Source organism: Halorubrum saccharovorum DSM 1137 (genome assembly GCF_000337915.1).
GTDB classification, from domain to species: Archaea; Halobacteriota; Halobacteria; order Halobacteriales; family Haloferacaceae; genus Halorubrum; species Halorubrum saccharovorum.
Genome location: NZ_AOJE01000060.1, coordinates 111,387 through 128,113 on the forward strand (window position 1 = coordinate 111,387; position 16,727 = coordinate 128,113).

The 16,727-nt window shown below is 68.5% G+C and carries 19 protein-coding genes and 1 tRNA gene; 8 read left to right on the forward strand and 12 right to left on the reverse strand.

Going from position 1 to position 16,727, the window contains the following annotated elements:
- Positions 1-362: 362 nt before the first annotated feature.
- The gene (locus C471_RS11800; RefSeq protein WP_004049324.1) at positions 363-953 is read left to right on the forward strand and encodes a 50S ribosomal protein L15e; all 591 of its coding nucleotides are present in this window, start codon (positions 363-365) and stop codon (positions 951-953) included.
- Between the two features lie 786 nt (positions 954-1,739).
- On the opposite strand, the gene thsB is transcribed toward C471_RS11800, so the two are convergent.
- The 5 genes from thsB to C471_RS11820 all read right to left on the reverse strand — a co-directional run bounded on the left by thsB (position 1,740) and on the right by C471_RS11820 (position 5,063).
- Complete coding sequence (gene thsB / locus C471_RS11805; protein WP_004049326.1) at positions 1,740-3,386, reverse strand: thermosome subunit beta; 1,647 nt, start codon at positions 3,384-3,386, stop codon at positions 1,740-1,742.
- A 496-nt stretch (positions 3,387-3,882) separates the two neighbouring features.
- The gene (locus tag C471_RS17480; RefSeq protein WP_169332432.1) at positions 3,883-4,047 is read right to left on the reverse strand and encodes a hypothetical protein; all 165 of its coding nucleotides are present in this window, start codon (positions 4,045-4,047) and stop codon (positions 3,883-3,885) included.
- 251 nt (positions 4,048-4,298) lie between these two features.
- Positions 4,299-4,380: transfer RNA gene (locus tag C471_RS11810), tRNA-Ser, on the reverse strand.
- Between the two features lie 27 nt (positions 4,381-4,407).
- Positions 4,408-4,683 carry a hypothetical protein gene (locus C471_RS11815; RefSeq protein WP_004049329.1) on the reverse strand — a complete coding sequence of 92 codons (276 nt, stop codon included), beginning with the start codon at positions 4,681-4,683 and terminating at the stop codon, positions 4,408-4,410.
- A complete protein-coding gene (locus C471_RS11820) occupies positions 4,683-5,063 on the reverse strand; it encodes a Rid family detoxifying hydrolase (RefSeq protein WP_004049331.1) in 381 nt (126 codons plus the stop codon). Before C471_RS11820 ends, C471_RS11815 begins: the two co-directional genes overlap by 1 nt.
- A 186-nt stretch (positions 5,064-5,249) precedes the next feature.
- Here C471_RS11820 and C471_RS11825 point away from each other — a divergent pair, with 186 nt between their 5' ends.
- Positions 5,250-5,633, forward strand: coding sequence for a DUF7577 domain-containing protein (locus C471_RS11825; protein WP_004049333.1), 384 nt, complete (start codon positions 5,250-5,252; stop codon positions 5,631-5,633).
- A 53-nt stretch (positions 5,634-5,686) separates the two neighbouring features.
- On the opposite strand, the gene ubaA is transcribed toward C471_RS11825, so the two are convergent.
- On the reverse strand, positions 5,687-6,499 hold the full coding sequence (gene ubaA, locus C471_RS11830) for an SAMP-activating enzyme E1 (RefSeq protein ID WP_004049335.1): 813 nt from the start codon (positions 6,497-6,499) through the stop codon (positions 5,687-5,689).
- Between the two features lie 224 nt (positions 6,500-6,723).
- Between ubaA and C471_RS11835 the strand changes: the two genes are divergently transcribed.
- Both C471_RS11835 and C471_RS11840 read left to right on the forward strand, forming a co-directional pair.
- On the forward strand, positions 6,724-7,791 hold the full coding sequence (locus C471_RS11835; RefSeq protein ID WP_004049337.1) for an ornithine cyclodeaminase family protein: 1,068 nt from the start codon (positions 6,724-6,726) through the stop codon (positions 7,789-7,791).
- An 82-nt stretch (positions 7,792-7,873) separates the two neighbouring features.
- On the forward strand, positions 7,874-8,383 hold the full coding sequence (locus C471_RS11840; RefSeq protein WP_004049338.1) for a dihydrofolate reductase: 510 nt from the start codon (positions 7,874-7,876) through the stop codon (positions 8,381-8,383).
- 6 nt (positions 8,384-8,389) lie between these two features.
- Here C471_RS11840 and C471_RS11845 read toward each other — a convergent pair whose 3' ends face one another.
- Together C471_RS11845 and C471_RS11850 are read right to left on the reverse strand one after the other, a co-directional pair.
- Positions 8,390-8,662, reverse strand: a complete 273-nt coding sequence (locus C471_RS11845; RefSeq protein WP_004049340.1) for a hypothetical protein — start codon at positions 8,660-8,662, stop codon at positions 8,390-8,392.
- A 6-nt stretch (positions 8,663-8,668) separates the two neighbouring features.
- The gene (locus C471_RS11850; protein WP_004049342.1) at positions 8,669-9,493 is read right to left on the reverse strand and encodes a 23S rRNA (uridine(2552)-2'-O)-methyltransferase; all 825 of its coding nucleotides are present in this window, start codon (positions 9,491-9,493) and stop codon (positions 8,669-8,671) included.
- Between the two features lie 171 nt (positions 9,494-9,664).
- Here C471_RS11850 and C471_RS11855 point away from each other — a divergent pair, with 171 nt between their 5' ends.
- Positions 9,665-10,261 (forward strand): hypothetical protein, encoded by a 597-nt coding sequence (locus C471_RS11855; RefSeq protein ID WP_004049344.1) that lies wholly within the window; start codon positions 9,665-9,667, stop codon positions 10,259-10,261.
- A 42-nt stretch (positions 10,262-10,303) separates the two neighbouring features.
- Here the strand turns inward: C471_RS11855 and C471_RS11860 are convergent, their stop codons facing one another.
- The 3 genes from C471_RS11860 to gatB are packed head-to-tail and all read right to left on the reverse strand — an operon-like array spanning position 10,304 to position 12,508.
- Positions 10,304-10,759 (reverse strand): GNAT family N-acetyltransferase, encoded by a 456-nt coding sequence (locus C471_RS11860; protein WP_004049346.1) that lies wholly within the window; start codon positions 10,757-10,759, stop codon positions 10,304-10,306.
- Positions 10,756-10,989 (reverse strand): ubiquitin-like small modifier protein SAMP2, encoded by a 234-nt coding sequence (gene samp2, locus C471_RS11865; RefSeq protein ID WP_004049347.1) that lies wholly within the window; start codon positions 10,987-10,989, stop codon positions 10,756-10,758. Before samp2 ends, C471_RS11860 begins: the two co-directional genes overlap by 4 nt.
- Before the next feature lie 31 nt (positions 10,990-11,020).
- A complete protein-coding gene (gene gatB, locus C471_RS11870) occupies positions 11,021-12,508 on the reverse strand; it encodes an Asp-tRNA(Asn)/Glu-tRNA(Gln) amidotransferase subunit GatB (RefSeq protein ID WP_004049349.1) in 1,488 nt (495 codons plus the stop codon).
- Between the two features lie 567 nt (positions 12,509-13,075).
- Here gatB and C471_RS11875 point away from each other — a divergent pair.
- From C471_RS11875 to C471_RS11885, 3 genes are all read left to right on the forward strand, one after another.
- Positions 13,076-13,771: a phosphoribosyltransferase gene (locus C471_RS11875; RefSeq protein WP_004049351.1), complete on the forward strand. Its 696-nt coding sequence runs from the start codon at positions 13,076-13,078 to the stop codon at positions 13,769-13,771.
- A gap of 9 nt (positions 13,772-13,780) precedes the next feature.
- Entirely contained in the window at positions 13,781-14,422 is a 642-nt protein-coding gene (locus C471_RS11880; RefSeq protein WP_004049354.1) for an HD domain-containing protein, read from the forward strand.
- Between the two features lie 143 nt (positions 14,423-14,565).
- Complete coding sequence (locus tag C471_RS11885; RefSeq protein WP_004049356.1) at positions 14,566-16,047, forward strand: FAD-dependent oxidoreductase; 1,482 nt, start codon at positions 14,566-14,568, stop codon at positions 16,045-16,047.
- A 160-nt stretch (positions 16,048-16,207) separates the two neighbouring features.
- Here the strand turns inward: C471_RS11885 and C471_RS17485 are convergent, their stop codons facing one another.
- Entirely contained in the window at positions 16,208-16,654 is a 447-nt protein-coding gene (locus tag C471_RS17485) for a hypothetical protein (RefSeq protein ID WP_004049358.1), read from the reverse strand.
- Positions 16,655-16,727 lie beyond the last annotated feature (73 nt).

Genomic DNA, 16,727 nt, shown 5'->3' on the forward strand with positions numbered 1-16,727 from the left:
CTACGCTCCTCGACTGCCTACATGTCCGGCGGATGGACGTCGGCGACGCACAGGACGGCCCGATGTGAATTGTCGGTCGGCTCGGCGCTACCGCACCGCGATCCGGCGCGCCACGATCGATGTACTGAACACCCGATCTCTGCCGTCCCCCGCGTGTCATTTATTTGCACGCGAACGCCGTAGCGAAGCGGTTAAGGGCGAACCGCGGGAAGTACGGGCAACTCGCTGGTGCGGACACAGCGGGCACTCGCCGCCGGGACCGGCTTCGACGCCGACGCCACCGTGGCCGTCGACGCCGAGTCCCGGGACGAGACGACATGTGGCCGCCTCGCGGCTGAATCGCAACCGTCCGCGGACAACATATGGCACGAAGCTTCTACTCGCACATCAAGGAGGCGTGGCGGTCCCCCAAGGAGGGGAAACTGGCAGAGCTGCAGTGGCAGCGCAAACAGGAGTGGCGCGACGAGGGCGCCATCGAGCGCATCGAGCGCCCCACTCGTCTGGACAAGGCCCGCGAGCTGGGCTACAAGGCGAAGCAGGGCGTCGTCGTCGCCCGCGTGAGCGTCCGCAAGGGCGGCTCCCGCAAGCAGCGCTTCAAGGCGGGCCGCCGCTCGAAGCGTCAGGGTGTCAACCGGCTCTCGCGGCGCAAGTCGATCCAGCGCATCTCGGAGGAGCGGGCCTCCCGCAAGTACCGGAACCTACGCGTGCTCAACTCCTACTGGGTCGGTGAGGACGGCTCCCAGAAGTGGCACGAAGTGATCCTGGTCGATCCGAACCACCCCGCGATCGAGAACGACGACGACCTCGGATGGATCACCTCCGACGACCACAAGGGGCGGGCCTTCCGCGGGCTCACCTCCGCCGGTACCAAGGGTCGCGGCCAGCGCACGCGCGGGAAGGGGACGGAGAAGACCCGCCCGAGCGTCACCGGCAACGACCGTCAGGGCAAGTAACGGTCCGTCGCGGTCTCGCCCGACTTCTTTCGTTTATCAGCCGCGTAGTAGCAACGCCGGCGTCGTCGAAGCGATCCTCGGCGATACGTGATCGACAACTCCGCGGTGAACACTGCCAAAGCCCCAGCCGCTCGGCTATAAGCGGCCCCAGCAGATCGACGGTGAACACTGCCAAAGCCCCAGCCGCTCGGCTATAAGCGGCCCCCAGCAGATCGACGGTGAACACTGCCAAAGCCCCAGTCGCGAGGACGGCGCACGCTCGTTGTGCGCTTCAGTCGCTCACTTCGTTCGCTCCTTGCAGTGCTTACGTCCCCTGCGCCGTCCTCGCGACTGCCCCTTTGAGTCCCACCCCGCCCCACACAGCACCGCACCTCACGTCTCCCCAGCCTCGTCAGTCGCCCTCCGCGTTGCTCCGGGCGACTGACTCCCTCGCGCGGCGCTGTTCGCGCCCTTCGGGCGCTCACAGGCGCACGCCACCGCAGTTCGTTTATAAATGAATATCGTCGTCGCTCACAGGCATTTAAATCACGTATGGGTATCGCTGGAATAACGGTAGCAACTGCGACGGATTTCGACGGAGCCAAAAAACGAAACTGAGGGAATGCAAGCGTGCGTGTTCGAGGTGCGGTACGCGGGCCGCTGGGGAGGGAATTGTGTCCTATCGGACGCTTACACCTCGCGGGTCGCGTACGCTCACGGGACGCATCGTCCCGTTCGCTTCGAGGTCTCCCTCCGGTCGACCTCGCTCGCTCCCCGCTCGGCAACGAGGTTCTTTCAGAACCTCGCTTACATCGCACCGCCCATGCCGCCCATGCCGCCCATGCCGCCGGCGGGGGCGCCGCCCTCGTCGTCGTCGCCGCCGGTCGAGAGGTCGCCCGCGGAGATGATGTCGTCGATTTTCAGCACGAGGTTCGCGGCCTCGGCAGCGGAGGCGATCGCCTGCTCCTTCGCGTGGGCCGTCTCGACGACGCCGGCCTCGGTCGTGTTCTCGACCTCGCCGGTGAAGACGTTGAGCCCGGCCTCGGTGTCGCCGGCCTCGTGGGCCGCGCGGAGGTCGACGAGCAGGTCGATCGCGTCGAGCCCGGCGTTCTCGGCGAGCACGCGCGGGATCAGTTCGAGCGAGTCGGCGAACGCCTCGACGGCGAGCTGCTCGCGACCCGAGACGGAGTCGGCGTAGTCACGGAGCCGGCTGGCGAGCTCGACCTCGATCGCGCCGCCGCCGGGGAGCGTGCGCCCGTCGGAGACGGTCGTCGAGACCACGTCGATGGCGTCCTGAATACCGCGTTCGAGCTCGTCGACGACGTGCTCGGTGGTGCCGTACAGCAGGAGCGTGACGCCGTGGGCGTCTTCGCCCTCGACGTAGAACAGCTCCTCCTCGGTGTCGCGGGTGACCGAGCCGACCGCGAGGTCGTCGGCGGTGAGCGAGTCGAGGTCGCTGACGATGGGCGCGCCGAGCACGTTCTTGAGGAAGCTCAGGTCGGACTTCTTCGTCCGGCGGACCGCGAGGACGCCCTCCTTCGCGAGGTAATGCTGGGCGAGGTCGTCGATCCCCTTCTGACAGAAGACCACGTCGGCGCCCGACTCCACGATCTTGTCTACCTTCTCGCGGAGCTGCTCCTCCTCCTGATCGAGGAAGCGCTGGAGCTGGTCGGGCGAGTCGACGTTGACGGAGGTGTCGACGTCTGCCTCCTCGACCTCGATCGGGTCGTTGAGGAGGAGGACGTCTGCGTCCTCGAAGTCGGTCGGCATGTCCTCGTGGACCGGATCCTTATCGATGACGGCGCCCGAGAGCAGCCGGGACTCGCCGGCCGCGCGACCGGTGCGCGTCTCGATGTTGAGGTTCGCCAGGTCGACGACGTGCGAGCCGTCGTCGGCCTCGACGGTGACGCCCTGGATCGCGCGGACGACGAGGTCGGCGAGCGTGTCCTTGTCGAGCTCCGCGCCCTTGCCGGTCATCGACGTCTCGGCGACGCTCTTCAGTGTCTCGGTGTCGTCGGGGTCGACCTCGGTGGCGACCTCGTCGACCTGCTCGCGGGCGTACTCGCTCGCGAGGTTGAAGCCCTTGATGACGGCTGTCGGGTGAATGTCCTGCTCGAGGAGGTCCTCGGCGTTCTTGAGGAGTTCGCCCGCGATAGCGACCGCGCTCGTCGTGCCGTCGCCGGCCTCGTCCTCCTGCGTCTCGGCGACTTCGACGATCATCTCGGCGGTCGGGTTGTCGATGTCCATCGTCTGCAGGATGGTGACCCCGTCGTTCGTGATGGTGACGTCGCCCATCGAGTCGACGAGCATCTTGTCCATCCCTTTCGGCCCGAGCGTCGAGCGTACGGACTCGGCGACGCCGCGCGCCGCGGAGATGTTGTACTCCTGTGCGTCTTTATCCTTGACGCGCTGGGCGTCGTCGCCCATGATGATCATCGGCTGACCCTGCTGCATTCGCTGACTCATACACCGTTTGATTGATTGTGATTCTATATAAATATGTCGTTGACCGCCGTTCGGCTGCTCCTCTCGAATTCCGCGAGACAGCCGAGAAAAACGCCCGACACAGCGGCTTTCGGACGATTTTTGTGTGTATAGTTAGCACGGGTCTCCACCGCGATCGAACGTCCTCTTCTGGTGTATTTATATGTGGCTCTTCGATGCTCGGCGGTTCCGGAGATACCTCCGTACGGGGGTGTCGCTGTGAGAGCGTTGCTGCCGGAGCGTCGCCGTCGGGGCGCCGTCACCGGATTCGCTGTGAGGACGTTGCTGTCGAGGCGCCGTCACCGGATTCGCTGTGAGGACGTTGCTGTCGAGGCGCCGTCACCGGATTCCCGTGAGGACGTTGCTGTCGAGGCGCCGTCACCGGATTCGCTGTGAGGGCGTTGCTGTCGGGACGCCGGTTCGAACTACCGAACGAGAACGGAGAAGCGGGGTCGGCCGCGAGCAGTCACCGATCGAGCTCGTTCTCGGTGAGGTACTCCGAGTCGACTTCGTCGATCGTCGGTTCCGGTGGTTCGTCGGCGGCGTCGAGCTCGCGTCGGTTGAGGTGGCTCTCCAACTGCCGGCGCTTGTTCCTCCCTTTCCGCTCGCGACCTGATTTCGTGTCTGGCATCGTCAACCGTGCTAACACCACCCATACATATGAGTCTTTTGTCGGTGTGCGGAAGCGTCCGTGACATGGGCGAACAGCGCCGCTACCCGGGGCTCCGAGTTCGAGGTCGTCGACGAAGAACGCCAGGAGAGGGATTTGAACCTCAGTCGTTCCGCCCGCTTCACTCTCTGGTTCAAACCCTCGTCTGTACTCGTCGACGCCGGACTCGCTCGTCGCTCCGCTCCTCGCTCGTGGTCGGCGTCGACGAAGAACGCCAGGAGAGGGATTTGAACCCCCGATCCCGGATGGGAACACGCTTTCCAGGCGTGCGCCTTACCACTCGGCCATCCTGGCTCGGCCTGAGATAATCCGGTGAGACTGTTAAGTCCTTCTTTTCGCGTGGAGTCGGTGTTCGGTCGCGTACGCGATCCCGCCGGACGCGACGGCGATCGCTCCCGCGAGCGCGAACACCCCGGCGTACCCGAAGGGGAGGTCGCCGTCGAGAAGCAGGTACCCCTGTGCGAGTACGAGGAACGCGAACCCACCGACGAGCCCCCAGAGAACGGCGGACTGCGCCCTCGCCCGAGGGGTCGCCGGGACGCCCGGCGGGTCTGCGACTCCCTCCGTCTCGTTCTCCTCGACGGAGTCGTCGGCCATCACTCGACGACGGCGACGGCCTCGATCTCCACATCGGCGCCCTTCGGGAGGGCGCCGGCCTGTACGGCCGACCGGGCGGGGGGAGACTCCTCGAAGTAGTCCGCGTACGTTTCGTTCATCTCGTCGAAGTCGTCGATGTCGGCGAGGAACACGGTCGTTTTGAGCACGTCCGCCGGCTCCGCGCCCGCCTCGTCGAGCACGGCCACGAGGTTGTCGAGGACCTGCTCGGTCTGTTCGGCGATCGACGCGTCGTCGAGGAGGTCGCCGTCCGGCGTCAGCGCGATCTGTCCGGCCGTGAACACGAGATCGCCGTTCGTCGTCGCCTGACTGTACGCGCCGACCGCCGCGGGGGCCGCGTCGGTGTGGACTGTCTCCTTCATACGCGTTCGCTTTCGGCGGGCGCGCATAAAGTGACCCGGGGAACGCTCTCGGTCTGTCGGCCGTGACCGCGATCGTGGTGTCGGCTGTGACCGCGATCCTGGCGCCGGTCGTGGCCGCGGTCGTCTCCCGCCGGGCCCCCGTCGCCACCGTTGCCCCTATATCCTTCGCGTGCTAACACACGACACATGACGGGAACAGAGATCGCCCCGCTCGTCGCGATCCTCGGCGCGGTGGCTCTGATCAACCTCGCGTTCGCGTGGCTGTTCACGCGTACCGACCGCGACCCGGCCGACTTCCTCGGGTCGGTGCGCGAGGTCCCCGATGACGCGACATCCGATTCGGAACCACCTCGCGACGAGACGACGGGGTTCGCGGTGAACGGTGTGGAGTCGGACCCCGCCGGCGACCCGCCGCCGCTCGACGCCGACGGCGAGACGGTCGTCTGTCGTCACTGCGGCGCGGAGAACCGGACGGGCTACCAGTACTGCCGCTGGTGCGTCCGCTCCGGCTTCGTCGACGACGGGACCGGTGGGGCCGCGGGGGCGACGATGCCGAACCGGTCGCTGTGAGTTCGCGCGGCCCGCGGCGCGTTCGGTTCCGTCGTGAGTGCACCGCGACGCGATCAGTCCGCGTCGACGCGGCACCCGCCCGAGTAGTCGATCCCCTCGATCGTCTCGATGCCGTCGTCGCCGCAGACCGGGCAGTCGGGGTTGCGCCGGTACGGCACTGACTCGAAGGTCATGTCCATCGCGTCGTAGAAGAGGACGCGCCCCTCCAGCGCCTCGCCCGCGTCGAGCAGGAGCTTGATCGCCTCGGTCGCCTGAATGCACCCCACCGTGCCGGGTAACACGCCGAGCACGCCCGTCGCCGCGCAGTCGGGCACCGTCCCCGGTTCGGGCGCCTCCGGGAACAGACACCGGTAGCAGGGACCGCCGGGGACGAGCGTCGTCGCCTGTCCCTCGAACTTGTAGATGGCGCCGTGAACGACGGGGAGCCCCTCGATCCGAGCCGCGTCGTTGACGACGTACCGAGTCCGGAAGTTGTCCGCGCAGTCGACGACGAGGTCGTAGCCGGCGAACAGGTCGCGGACGTTCCCCTCGTCAAGCCGCGTCTCGTGGGTCTCCACGTCGATGTCGGGGTTGAGCCGGTCGACGTACCGCGCCGCGGACTCGACCTTCGGCTCGCCCACGTCGGCGTCGCCGTGAACCACCTGTCGCTGGAGATTCGAGCGCTCGACCACGTCGTCGTCGACGATCCCGAGGGCGCCGACGCCCGCGGCCGCGAGGTACTGGATGACCGGCGCGCCGAGCCCGCCCGCTCCGATCACGAGCGCGCGTGCGTCGAGGAGACGCTTCTGGCCCTCCGGGCCGACCTCGTCCATGATCACGTGTCTGGAGTACCGGTCGAGCTGGTCGGCGTCGAGCGAGAGACTCATGGGTGGACGTGCGGCGTGAGCCGATATAATCGTGTTCCCGACTGTGCGGGGGTTCGGCTCTTCGAGGGGAGCGTCGCTCTCGTCGGTCGTGTCTGACCAGTCGACCTCGGTCTAGCGACGAACTCCTCCAAAGTCCGGCCTCGTCGCCTGCCGGTGGTCCCATCACCCCGCGGTCCGGCGTCGATCCAACAGGGTTCAAGTACCCCTCCGGCAAAGTTTGCGGCATGCAGACGCTGCTTCTCAACTCCGATGATGTCGACGAGAACGCCCGGATGGACCGGGTCATCGACGCGGTTCGGGGCGCGTTCACGGCCTACGAGCGCGGTAACGCCAAGATGCCCGCGAAGTCGTACATCGACCTCCCCGAGTACAACGGCGACTTCCGCTCGATGCCCGCCTACCTCGACGTGCGAACGGAGGACACCGCAGAGGAGGCCGGCTGGGACGCCGCCGGGATCAAGTGGGTGAACGTCCACACCGACAACCCCGCCGACCACGACCTCCCGACCGTGATGGGGACGATGATCTACTCTGACCCCGAGACGGCGTTCCCGCTGGCGGTCCTCGACGGGACGACGCTCACGATGAAACGGACGGGCGCGGCGGCCGCGGTCGCCACCGACGAACTGGCGGTCCCGGACGCGACCTCGCTGGGGATCGTCGGCGCCGGCGTCCAGTCGTACACCCAACTGGAGGCGATCGCGGCGGTCCGCGACATCGACGAGGTCGTGATCAGCGACCTCGACGAGGAGCGAGTCGCCGACTTCATCAACGCCTTCGACGACCGGTTCGACGTGCGAGCTGGCCCGATATCGGAGGCCGGCCACTGCGACGTGCTCTCGACGGTGACCCCGGTCGAAGAGCCGATCGTCGGTCTCGACGACGTGGGCGATCACACCCACGTCAACGCGATGGGCGCGGACGCGGCCGGCAAACACGAGCTCGCCGACGACCTCCTGTTGGACGCGACGATCGTCATCGACGACCACGAGCAGTGCACCCACTCCGGCGAGATAAACGTCCCCTACGCCGCGGGGCTTCTGACCGACGACGACATCTACGGCGAGATCGGCGAGATCGTCGTCGGGAACCGTCCCGGACGCACCGGAGCCGGGTTCGGGAGCGACGATGCGGACGCGGGTGACGGCGACGACGCGGGCGTCGACGGCGTCACCGTCTTCGACTCCACCGGTCTCGCGATCCAGGACGTGGCGGCCGCCCGCGTCGTCTACGAGCAGGCCGACGACAACGACAACGGCTACCCGTTCGACCTCCTCGGCGTCGCGGAGTAGCGCGGCTGCTCTCGTCTCTGTTCCCTGGCAGTCCCGTCCCCCCGCCCGACCGCTTTTTGTCGCCCGAGGCCGTACGAAGCCCGTGCAACTCGTCAGCGTCGCGGCGCTCGCGGAGAACCGAGCGATCGGCAGGGACGGAGAAGTCCCGTGGCCTCACATCGAGACCGACGTGCGGCAGTACCGCGAGCGCGTCGCGGGCTCGCCGGTGATCCTGGGCCGCCGAACCTTCGACTCGATGCGCGACGACCTCCCCGGCTCCCGCCAGATCGTCGTGAGCCGGAGCGTCGACGCGGTCGACGTTCCGACCGCGGTCGTCGCCGACGGCGTCGGCTCGGCGATCCGACGCGCCGAGGAAATCGCCGATCGCGACGGCAACAGCGGTGGCGACCCAGTCTACGTCCTCGGCGGCGGAACGATCTACGAGCTGTTCCAGCCCCACCTCGACCGGATGGTACTCAGTCACGTGATCGGGAGCTACGAGGGCGACACGTTCTACCCGGCGTGGGACTCGGAGGAATGGGGCGTCGCCGACGAGACCGAGTTCGACCGGTTCACGCTCCGCGAGTGGGTCCGGCGTGGCGAGGCGGCCTGACCGGGGTCAGGTCCCGTCGTCCGTTTCTCCGCCGACACCGCCGTCGCCGCCCCGGCGCAGTCGTCGCTTAACGGCCAGTCCGACGATCAGCACCGCCGCGGCGGTGACGAGCCCGGAGACGAGCGCGCCGCGGAGGCTCGTCGTCCCCGTCGCCACCGTGGTCGCCGAGGCGCCGCCGCCCGCGAGCGCGGCGCCGCCGGCGATCCCGCCGAGCCCGATACAACAGAGGCTGAGCAGCCCGACGATCGAGAGCGATTCGAAGATTCCGTCGCCGCTCACGGCCCCTTACACCTCCTCGTCGCCGTCAGTCGGGTCCGGCGCGTCCGGATCGGATGTCCCCGCGTCGACCCGCGTGGCGAACCCGAACCGCGGCTTGGCGTCGTCGACCTCGACGGTCACGGTCTCGCCCACGTCGGCGTCGGAGACGAAAAGCGAGTACCCCTCGACGTACGCGATCCCGTCGCCCTCGTCGCCGCGCTCCTCGACCGTCACCTCGATCCGGTCGCCCGCTTCGACGGGGGCCGTGTTCAGTCCCCTGGCGACGAGGTACACCTCCGAGGAGGAGTCGCGCGAGGCGGGCGGCGAGACGGTCCGGAGGTACTGGAACTCCTCGCGAACGTCCTCGCGGAACGCGTCCAGGTCCTCGCCCTGGAACACCTTCACGACGAAGTCGCCGCCGGGCGCGAGCAGCTCCTCGGCCACGTCGAACGCCTGCCGCGCGAGGTGGACCGACCGGGCGTGATCGAGGGCGTACTCGCCGGTCATGTTCGGCGCCATGTCCGAGATCACCGCGTCCGCGCCGCGCTCGCCCACCGCCTCGCGCAGGTAGTGGCGGGTGCGCTCCTCGGTCATGTCGCCGCGGATCGTCTCCACGTCGTGTTCCTCCAGGTCGTCGATGCGCTGGAGGTCGACGCCGACGACGGTCCCCGACCCCCCCACCTCCTCGGCGGCGACCTGCAGCCACCCGCCGGGCGCGGCGCCGAGGTCGACGACGGTGTCGCCGCGCTCGAACAGGTCCGACTCCTCGTCGATCTGCTTCAGCTTGTAGGAGGCGCGGCTTCGGTACCCCTGCTGTTTCGATCGGTTGTAGTACTCGTCTTTGCCGCTCATACGGGCATCACCGCGCCGCGTGGCGCCGTCCGGCGGCCGACTGCGGGCGAGATCGCGTTCATACCCGTACGAAGGGGGGCGACCCGGAAAGACGTGCCGGATCCCGGCGTGAACTCGGCATCGCCGTCCGGAACCGTAACTGACAGGCCGGCGTGCGAGGGCACGTTCCGCATGCTCGGTGACGCGGCCCGCACGTACTCGGCAGTGTTCGCTCCGGAACTGTTCGTCCTGCTCTGCGCGCTGCTGCTCGTCGGCTACGAGTGGCGGAGCGACCCCGATCGATCCCCGTCTGCCCTCGCGCCGCGGATCGGCGTACTCGGGGTCGGGTGGGCGCTCGCGTTCGCCGCCTACGAGGGCGTCCCGGCGCTCGTCGCCCTCCCGGCGTGGGGCTCCGACCTCACTGGGAGCGTCGGGCTGGGCGTCGGTGTTGCGGTCATCTGGCTCGGGTGGCGGCTCGGCGGCTGGGGCGCCCTCGTCGAGGGGTTCGCCGCGCTCCTCCTCGCCGTCACGGTGCCGCACCTCCTGATAACCCCGTTCTGGGACGTGTCGAGCCACGTCCTCTACGCGCTGGCGCCGGCGGGCTACCTCCTCGCGGTCGACCGGCGGTTCACTCCCCTGTTCGTCGCGGCGCTGGGGATGATCGCGGCGCGACCGCTCGCGGGCGCTCACACGTGGGGCGAGTCGGTCGGCGCGGCGCTCCTCGCCGGCGCGTTCCTGGTCGCGCTGCTGCGCTTTTCCCCGCCCGCGTCGCGCCCGGTCGCGGCGTGATAGCGGGGTTCGATCGAGCCGTCACCGATTCCGATCCGGCGCTCAGCCCGGACCGTCGTCGACGCGTTTGACTCCCCGCAGGCGACCGTCTCGATCGCCGATTTCGAACCCGAGATCGGCGTAGAAGGACTCGAGCGTCGGCTCGAACGCAGCCGTGACGCGATCCGCATCGGTGTCGCCTTCAGCGCGCCGGACCGCCTCGGCGACGAGCGCGGAGCCGATTCCCCGGCCGCGACGCGCGCGCCTGACCGCGACGGCGTCGACGTGGACCTGCCCCGATTCGGGGCGCGTCGCGACCAGCGCGCCGACGACCGCACCTGTCCTTTTAAATCGGGCGACGAGGGCGTCGTCCGCGCCGATCGCGGCGTCGACGCTCGCGGCGTCCGTCTCCAGCATGGCGGCGTCGAGCACGCGGAGGACATCGAGCCGGTCGGCCGGCGAGGCCGTCTCGACCGCGACGTTCTCGGGAGGGTCTCCGGAACGGTTCTGCTCGCTCACGCGCCGCCGTCAGTCGGGCTGTCGCCCGTCGACCCGCCCTTTATCAGTCGGAGCAGCCGGACCGACTCGGCGTCGACGACGCGGTCGCCGGGAACGGGCGAGCCGTCGACCAGCGCGGACGCCTCCTGCGGGTGGTAGCCCGCCTCGCGGATGAGATCGGCGTAGGTGGCGTCGTCCGGGAGGTCGTACTCCGCGGTCCCCTCGCCGACGACTTCGACGGTGACGTTCATCGACGTGGAGCCTCGCTAGCGGTCACGGACGCTACCCGTCCAGCTCCTCGCGGAGCAGCCCGTTCACCTCGCCCGGGTCGGCGCTCCCCCCCGTCGCCTGCATCACCTGACCGACGAGGAAGTTGATCGCGCCCTCGTCGCCGTCGTGGTAGTCGGCGACGGCGTCGGGGTTCTCGTCGATGGCGGCCGCGACGGCGGCCTCGACCTCGCCGCTCTCGGCTTTCCCCAGTCCCTCGCGCTCGATTATCGCCTCCGGGTCGTCGCCCTCGTCGAGCATCTCGCGGAGGACGACCTCCTCGGCGTTCTTCACCGTCAGCTCCTCGTCGGCGACGAGCTCGATCAGGCGTTTGAACTCGTCGAGCCGGTGTTCCACGTCCGTGATCGCCATCTCGCGGTAGTTGAGCTCGCCGAGCAGGTTGTCGGCGACCCACGTCGCGGCGAGTTCGGGATCGAACGACTCGGCCACGTCCTCGAAGAAGTCGGCGACCGACTTCGTGGAGGTGAGCTTCGAGGCGGACTCGCGGTCGAGCCCGTACTCCTCGCGGAAGCGCTCGCGGCGGGCGTCCGGCAGCTCCGGGATCGCGATCCGGTCTTTCCAGTCCGACACCTCCAGCGCGGGGAGGTCGGCCTCCCTGAAGTAGCGGTAGTCCTTCTCGGCCTCCTTCGAGCGCATGGAGACGGTGACGCCGCGCGCCTCGTCCCAGTGGCGGGTCTCCTGTTCGATCTCGCGGCCGCGCCGGAGCACGTTCTCCTGGCGGGTGACCTCGTACGCGAGCGCCTGCTCCGCGCCCTTGTGACTGGAGATGTTCTTCACTTCCGCGCGGTTCACGTCTGCGAGGGCGTCGTCGGTGATCGTCCCGTCGTCGTCGACCGCGCTTTCGGGGATCAGGGAGACGTTGGCGTCGACGCGCAGGCTCCCGTCGCGGGTCGCGTCGAAGACGCCGAGGTACTCCAGGACCTCCTCCAGTTTCGCCAGGAAGGCCCGGGTTTCGGCGGGCGACCGAAAGTCCGGCTCGGTGACGATCTCCATCAGGGGCGTCCCGGCTCGGTTGTAGTTCACCAGGGTGTGCGTCGCCGACTCGATGGAGCCGCCGGCGTGCTGGAGGCTGCCGGGGTCCTCTTCGAGGTGCGCGCGGGTGATCCCGATGGTTCGGGGCTCGCTGTCGACGCGGACCTCCAGCTCTCCCGACTGGCAGATCGGGGCGTCGTACTGGGTGAGCTGGAAGTTCTTCGGCAGGTCGGGGTAGTAGTAGTTCTTCCGGTGGAACGTGGTCGTCTCGGGGATGTCGGCGTCGATCGCCTTCCCGATCTTCACGGCGGCCTCGACGGCGCCCTCGTTGAGGACGGGCAGCGCGCCCGGGAGCCCGAGGCAGGTCGGGCACGTGCGCGTGTTCGGCTCCTCGTCGTCTCCGGGCTCCGTCGAGCAGCCGCAGAAGATCTTCGTGTCGGTCTCGAGCTGGACGTGGACCTCCAGCCCGATCACGACCGTCCGCTCCTCCGTCGCGGCCTGAGTGCTCATTACCGACCCGTTGCGGGCGGGTCACCTAAATCGTGTCGGGACCGATACGTGGTGTACTCGCGTCGAGTCGGCGTGATTTCTGGAATTCGTTTTCGCGGTTCCCGGCGATGCGACACTGTTGCTAACACGGTGAAGGCCTCCAAAGCCCCAGCCGGGAGGCGGGCGCACGCTCGCTGTGCTCCTCACTCGGTCGCTTCGCTCCCTCGCTGCGGTGCTTCCGTCGCCTGCGCCCGCCTCCCGGCTGCCCCTTTGAGTCCCGCCCTGCACAGCACCGCAGCCTCACGCCTCCCCAGCCTCGTCGCTCGGTCGGGGCTCCCGGCGGTCGCCCGCTCCCTCGCGACTCCCTCGCGCGTGCNCCTCCCCAGCCTCGTCGCTCGGTCGGGGCTCCCGGCGGTCGCCCGCTCCCTCGCGACTCCCTCGCGCGTGCTCCTCGCGCCCTGCGGGCGCTCGGAGGCACGCGCCACCGCAGGCGTTCCTGAATGACCGATTCCGTGGCGCTCGTCGCGCCCGATACCCTTCGAACCGTTGCTAAACCCTTATGAGCGCGCGGGTGGGAGAAGCGGTCGTATGAGCGACCTCCCGGACGACTTCGACTGCACCCTCACCAACTGGGAGTACATCTACGGGCTCTGCCGCAACGTGTCGAACGCGGTGAAACGCGCCGACTTCGAGCCGGACGTGGTCGTCGCGCTGGCCCGCGGCGGCTGGTTCGCGGGGCGGTGTATCTGCGACTTCCTCGGGCTCAACGACCTCACGAGCCTGAAGATGGAACATTACGTCGGCGCCGCCGAGAAGAGCGACGAGCCCCGGATCCGGTACCCGATGCCGGAGGGGAGCGTCGAGGGGAAGAACGTCCTGATCATCGACGACATCGCGGACACCGGCGGCTCGATCCGCCGCGCCGAGGAGTACGTCGAGGACCGCGACGCCGGCGAGGTCCGGACCGCGACGCTCCAACTGCTCGGCACCTCCGAGTTCCAGCCCGACTTCGTCGGCGAGCGGCTCGAACAGTGGACGTGGGTCGTCTACCCGTGGAACTTCCTGGAGGACATGATCGATCTCACCGAGGGCGCGATGGAGCGAGCCGACCAGGCCGTCTTTGACCGCGAGGACGTTCGGCACTACCTCGAGGAGTTCCACAGCATCGGCCGCATCGAGATGGAGGTCGCCCAGCCCGGCCGCCTCGACGAGGTGCTCGACGAGATGGTCCGACGCGACGTGGCCGACCTCGCCGACGAGGACGCCTGGACGCTCGCCGAGTAGCGGCTCACGATGGTCGGAGACGAACCGGAGTCGGACGCGGAACACGCCCTCGACGCCCTCCTCGACGCCTACGCCCTCAAAGACGAGCAGCGCACGGGCTGGCAGCTCCGCGGCGTCGACGCCCCCGAGTCGGTGGCCGCGCACGCGTGGGGCGTCGCGTACCTCGTCCTCGCGCTCGGCGACCGGTTCCGAGGGGACCTGCCCGGCGTCGACCTCGATCGCGCGCTTCGGCTCGCGGTCGTCCACGACGTGGCGGAGGCCGAGACCGGCGACGTCGCGACGCGCGCCGACTCGACGGCGGACGCGGCGGACCCGGACGCCAAGGAGGCCGCCGAGCGCGAGGCGATGGCGGACCTCGCCGGAGCGCTCCCGGAGCGCGTCCGCGACGCGTGGGAGGCGTACGAGGCCCGCGAGTCGCCGGAGGCGATACTCGTCAAGGAGTGCGACCTCCTCGACGTCTGTCTCCAGGCGGTGATCTACGAGCGCGGCGACCGGTACGACGCCGCCGCCGGCGACCCGGACGCGTTCCGCGAGTACGACGACCTCGACGAGTTCTTCGCGACGACCGGGCCCCGCTTGCGGACCGAGACCGGTCGGGCGATGTTCGATCGACTCCGCGAACGGTACCGGGCGGCTCGGGACGGCAGGTAGTCGAGCCGATCTCCGCAGGCATTCGACGAACGTCGAACCTCAAAAACGACGACTGTAGGTCCTCTCCCGCCCGATCAGCGCAGAGAGATAGCAAGAACGTTAACGGCCGAGTCCGTTTCGGGGAGTGAGAGCTTTCACCACGCATGTCCGAGAACACTGATCTGATCATCGTCGGCGGGGGAATTAGCGGGGCGTCGCTGTTGTACACGGTCGCGAAGTTCACCGACATCGACGACGTGACGCTGATCGAGAAGGAGCGGGAGATCGCCGCGATCAACTCCCACCGGACGAACAACTCCCAGACGCTGCACTTCGGCGACATCGAGACGAACTACACTCTCGAGAAGGCCGAGGAAGTCAAGGAGGGCGCCGAGCTGCTCGCGGGCTATCTCGAGGGGACGGATCCGGACCGGGAGATGCACAGCAAGCGCAGCAAGATGGTGCTCGGCGTCGGCGACGAGGAGGTCGCCAAGCTGGAGGAGCGTTACCGCGAGAACGGGTTCGGCGACCTCTTCCCGAAACTGCGCGAGATCGGCCGCGAGGAGATCGAGGAGCTGGAGCCGAAGGTCGTCGAGGGCCGCGACCCGTCCACGGAGCTCAAGGCGCTCCAGACGCCCGACGGCTACGTCGTCGACTACGGCGCGGTCGCGAAGTCGTTCGTCGACGCCGCCCGCGAGGAGGAGGGCGTCGGCGTCCACCTCGGCACCGCGGTCGAGAACGTCGACGAGGGCCGCGACGGGTTCACGGTCGAGACCGACGACGGCGACTTCGCGGCCGACGCGGTCGTCGTCGCCGCCGGCTCCCACAGCCTCCAGTTCGCCAAGGAGATGGGATACGGCGAGCACATGTCTCTGCTGCCGGTCGCAGGGAGCTTCTTCCTCGCCGACGACCTGCTGAACGGGAAGGTGTACACGCTCCAGATGAAGAAACTCCCGTTCGCCGCGGTCCACGGCGACGCCGACGTGCACGACGACGGGGTCACCCGGTTCGGCCCCACCGCGAAGCTCGTCCCGACGCTCGAACGCGGCCGGTTCTCCACCGCGAGCGACTTCGCCGACGTGTTCGGCTTCTCGCCCGCGTCGGTCCTGAGCTACGCCAACATCCTCTCGGACCGCATCCTGTTCCCGTACGTGGTCCGGAACCTCGTGTACGACCTCCCCGAGGTCGGTAAGCGCGCGTTCCTTCCGAACGTCCAGAAGGTCGTCCCCACCGTCGACGTCGACGACATCGAGCGCGCGAAGGGGTACGGCGGCGTGCGTCCGCAGATCGTCGACACGAAGAACAAGGAGCTCGACATGGGCGAAGCGAAGATCACCGGCGACGGAATTCTGTTCAACATCACGCCCTCGCCGGGCGCGTCGACCGCGCTGAAGAACGCGATGACCGACGTGCAGACCGTCCTCGACTTCTTCGACGAGGACCACGAGTTCGACGAGGAGGCCTTCCGCGAGGCGACGATCGCGAACTTCCCGCGGGTCGACGGTGGCGCGGAGACGGACGCTGACGAAGACGACGACGCCGGGGTCGAAGACGACACAGAGGCCGAAGACGACACCGGGGCCGAAGACGACGACGCCGAGGACGACGACTCCGACGACCGCGTCCCCGCCAAAGCCGACGACTGACGCGACTGACGCGACAGAGGCGACTGACGCGACTGACGCGACAGAGGCGACTGACGCGACTGACGACGGATCGGGACGACGGATCGGGACGACGGATCGGGACGACGGATCGGGACGACGGATCGGGACGACGACTGGACCCGTCGGTCCGACCCCCGTTTCACCGGGTTTCGACGCGGTTCGCGGCTCGCCGTCCGAGCGCCCCGAGCCCGTAGCTCCCCGCGACAAGCACGACCGCTATCGGCGTCCAGAGCGCCGGCGCTCCGTGTCCGTAGAACGACAGCACGAACGCCACGGGGGCCGCTTGCCGCGTCGAGATCAGCCACGTGTAGACCGCCAGCGGTCCGTACACCGGTCCGAACACCAGCGCCGCACTGGCCAGCAACCCGCCGCCGCCGTACGCCATGCCGATCGCGAGCAGGACGCCGAGCAGGACGAAGAGCCACAGGAGCGCCTCGGGTATCACGTCGAAGGCGACCTGTGACACGAGCGCGATCAGTCCGGTCGCGGCGAACAGCCCCGCCCCTGCCGCGGCTCCCAGTCGTCTCGGTGCCGATCGCGTTCCGAGGACCGCCCGCCGGACGGTCGCTTTCGCGTCGAGATTCATGTGTCCGTTCGGGGAAGTCCCCGCCTCCGACGTGGTACGCCTCCGTCGGCGATAAATCATGGGCGCGATGGTG

Coding starts and splice junctions, on each gene's coding strand:
- C471_RS11820 (WP_004049331.1), bottom strand. CDS start 5,063: ATGAAGGAGACAGTCCACACCGACGCGGCCCCCGCGGCGGTCGGCGCG.
- C471_RS11850 (WP_004049342.1), bottom strand. CDS start 9,493: ATGAGCGGCAAAGACGAGTACTACAACCGATCGAAACAGCAGGGGTAC.
- C471_RS11855 (WP_004049344.1), top strand. CDS start 9,665: ATGCTCGGTGACGCGGCCCGCACGTACTCGGCAGTGTTCGCTCCGGAA.
- ubaA (WP_004049335.1), bottom strand. CDS start 6,499: ATGAGTCTCTCGCTCGACGCCGACCAGCTCGACCGGTACTCCAGACAC.
- thsB (WP_004049326.1), bottom strand. CDS start 3,386: ATGCAGCAGGGTCAGCCGATGATCATCATGGGCGACGACGCCCAGCGC.
- C471_RS17480 (WP_169332432.1), bottom strand. CDS start 4,047: ATGCCAGACACGAAATCAGGTCGCGAGCGGAAAGGGAGGAACAAGCGC.
- gatB (WP_004049349.1), bottom strand. CDS start 12,508: ATGAGCACTCAGGCCGCGACGGAGGAGCGGACGGTCGTGATCGGGCTG.
- samp2 (WP_004049347.1), bottom strand. CDS start 10,989: ATGAACGTCACCGTCGAAGTCGTCGGCGAGGGGACCGCGGAGTACGAC.
- C471_RS11880 (WP_004049354.1), top strand. CDS start 13,781: ATGGTCGGAGACGAACCGGAGTCGGACGCGGAACACGCCCTCGACGCC.
- C471_RS11875 (WP_004049351.1), top strand. CDS start 13,076: ATGAGCGACCTCCCGGACGACTTCGACTGCACCCTCACCAACTGGGAG.
- C471_RS11885 (WP_004049356.1), top strand. CDS start 14,566: ATGTCCGAGAACACTGATCTGATCATCGTCGGCGGGGGAATTAGCGGG.
- C471_RS11800 (WP_004049324.1), top strand. CDS start 363: ATGGCACGAAGCTTCTACTCGCACATCAAGGAGGCGTGGCGGTCCCCC.
- C471_RS17485 (WP_004049358.1), bottom strand. CDS start 16,654: ATGAATCTCGACGCGAAAGCGACCGTCCGGCGGGCGGTCCTCGGAACG.
- C471_RS11835 (WP_004049337.1), top strand. CDS start 6,724: ATGCAGACGCTGCTTCTCAACTCCGATGATGTCGACGAGAACGCCCGG.
- C471_RS11825 (WP_004049333.1), top strand. CDS start 5,250: ATGACGGGAACAGAGATCGCCCCGCTCGTCGCGATCCTCGGCGCGGTG.
- C471_RS11815 (WP_004049329.1), bottom strand. CDS start 4,683: ATGGCCGACGACTCCGTCGAGGAGAACGAGACGGAGGGAGTCGCAGAC.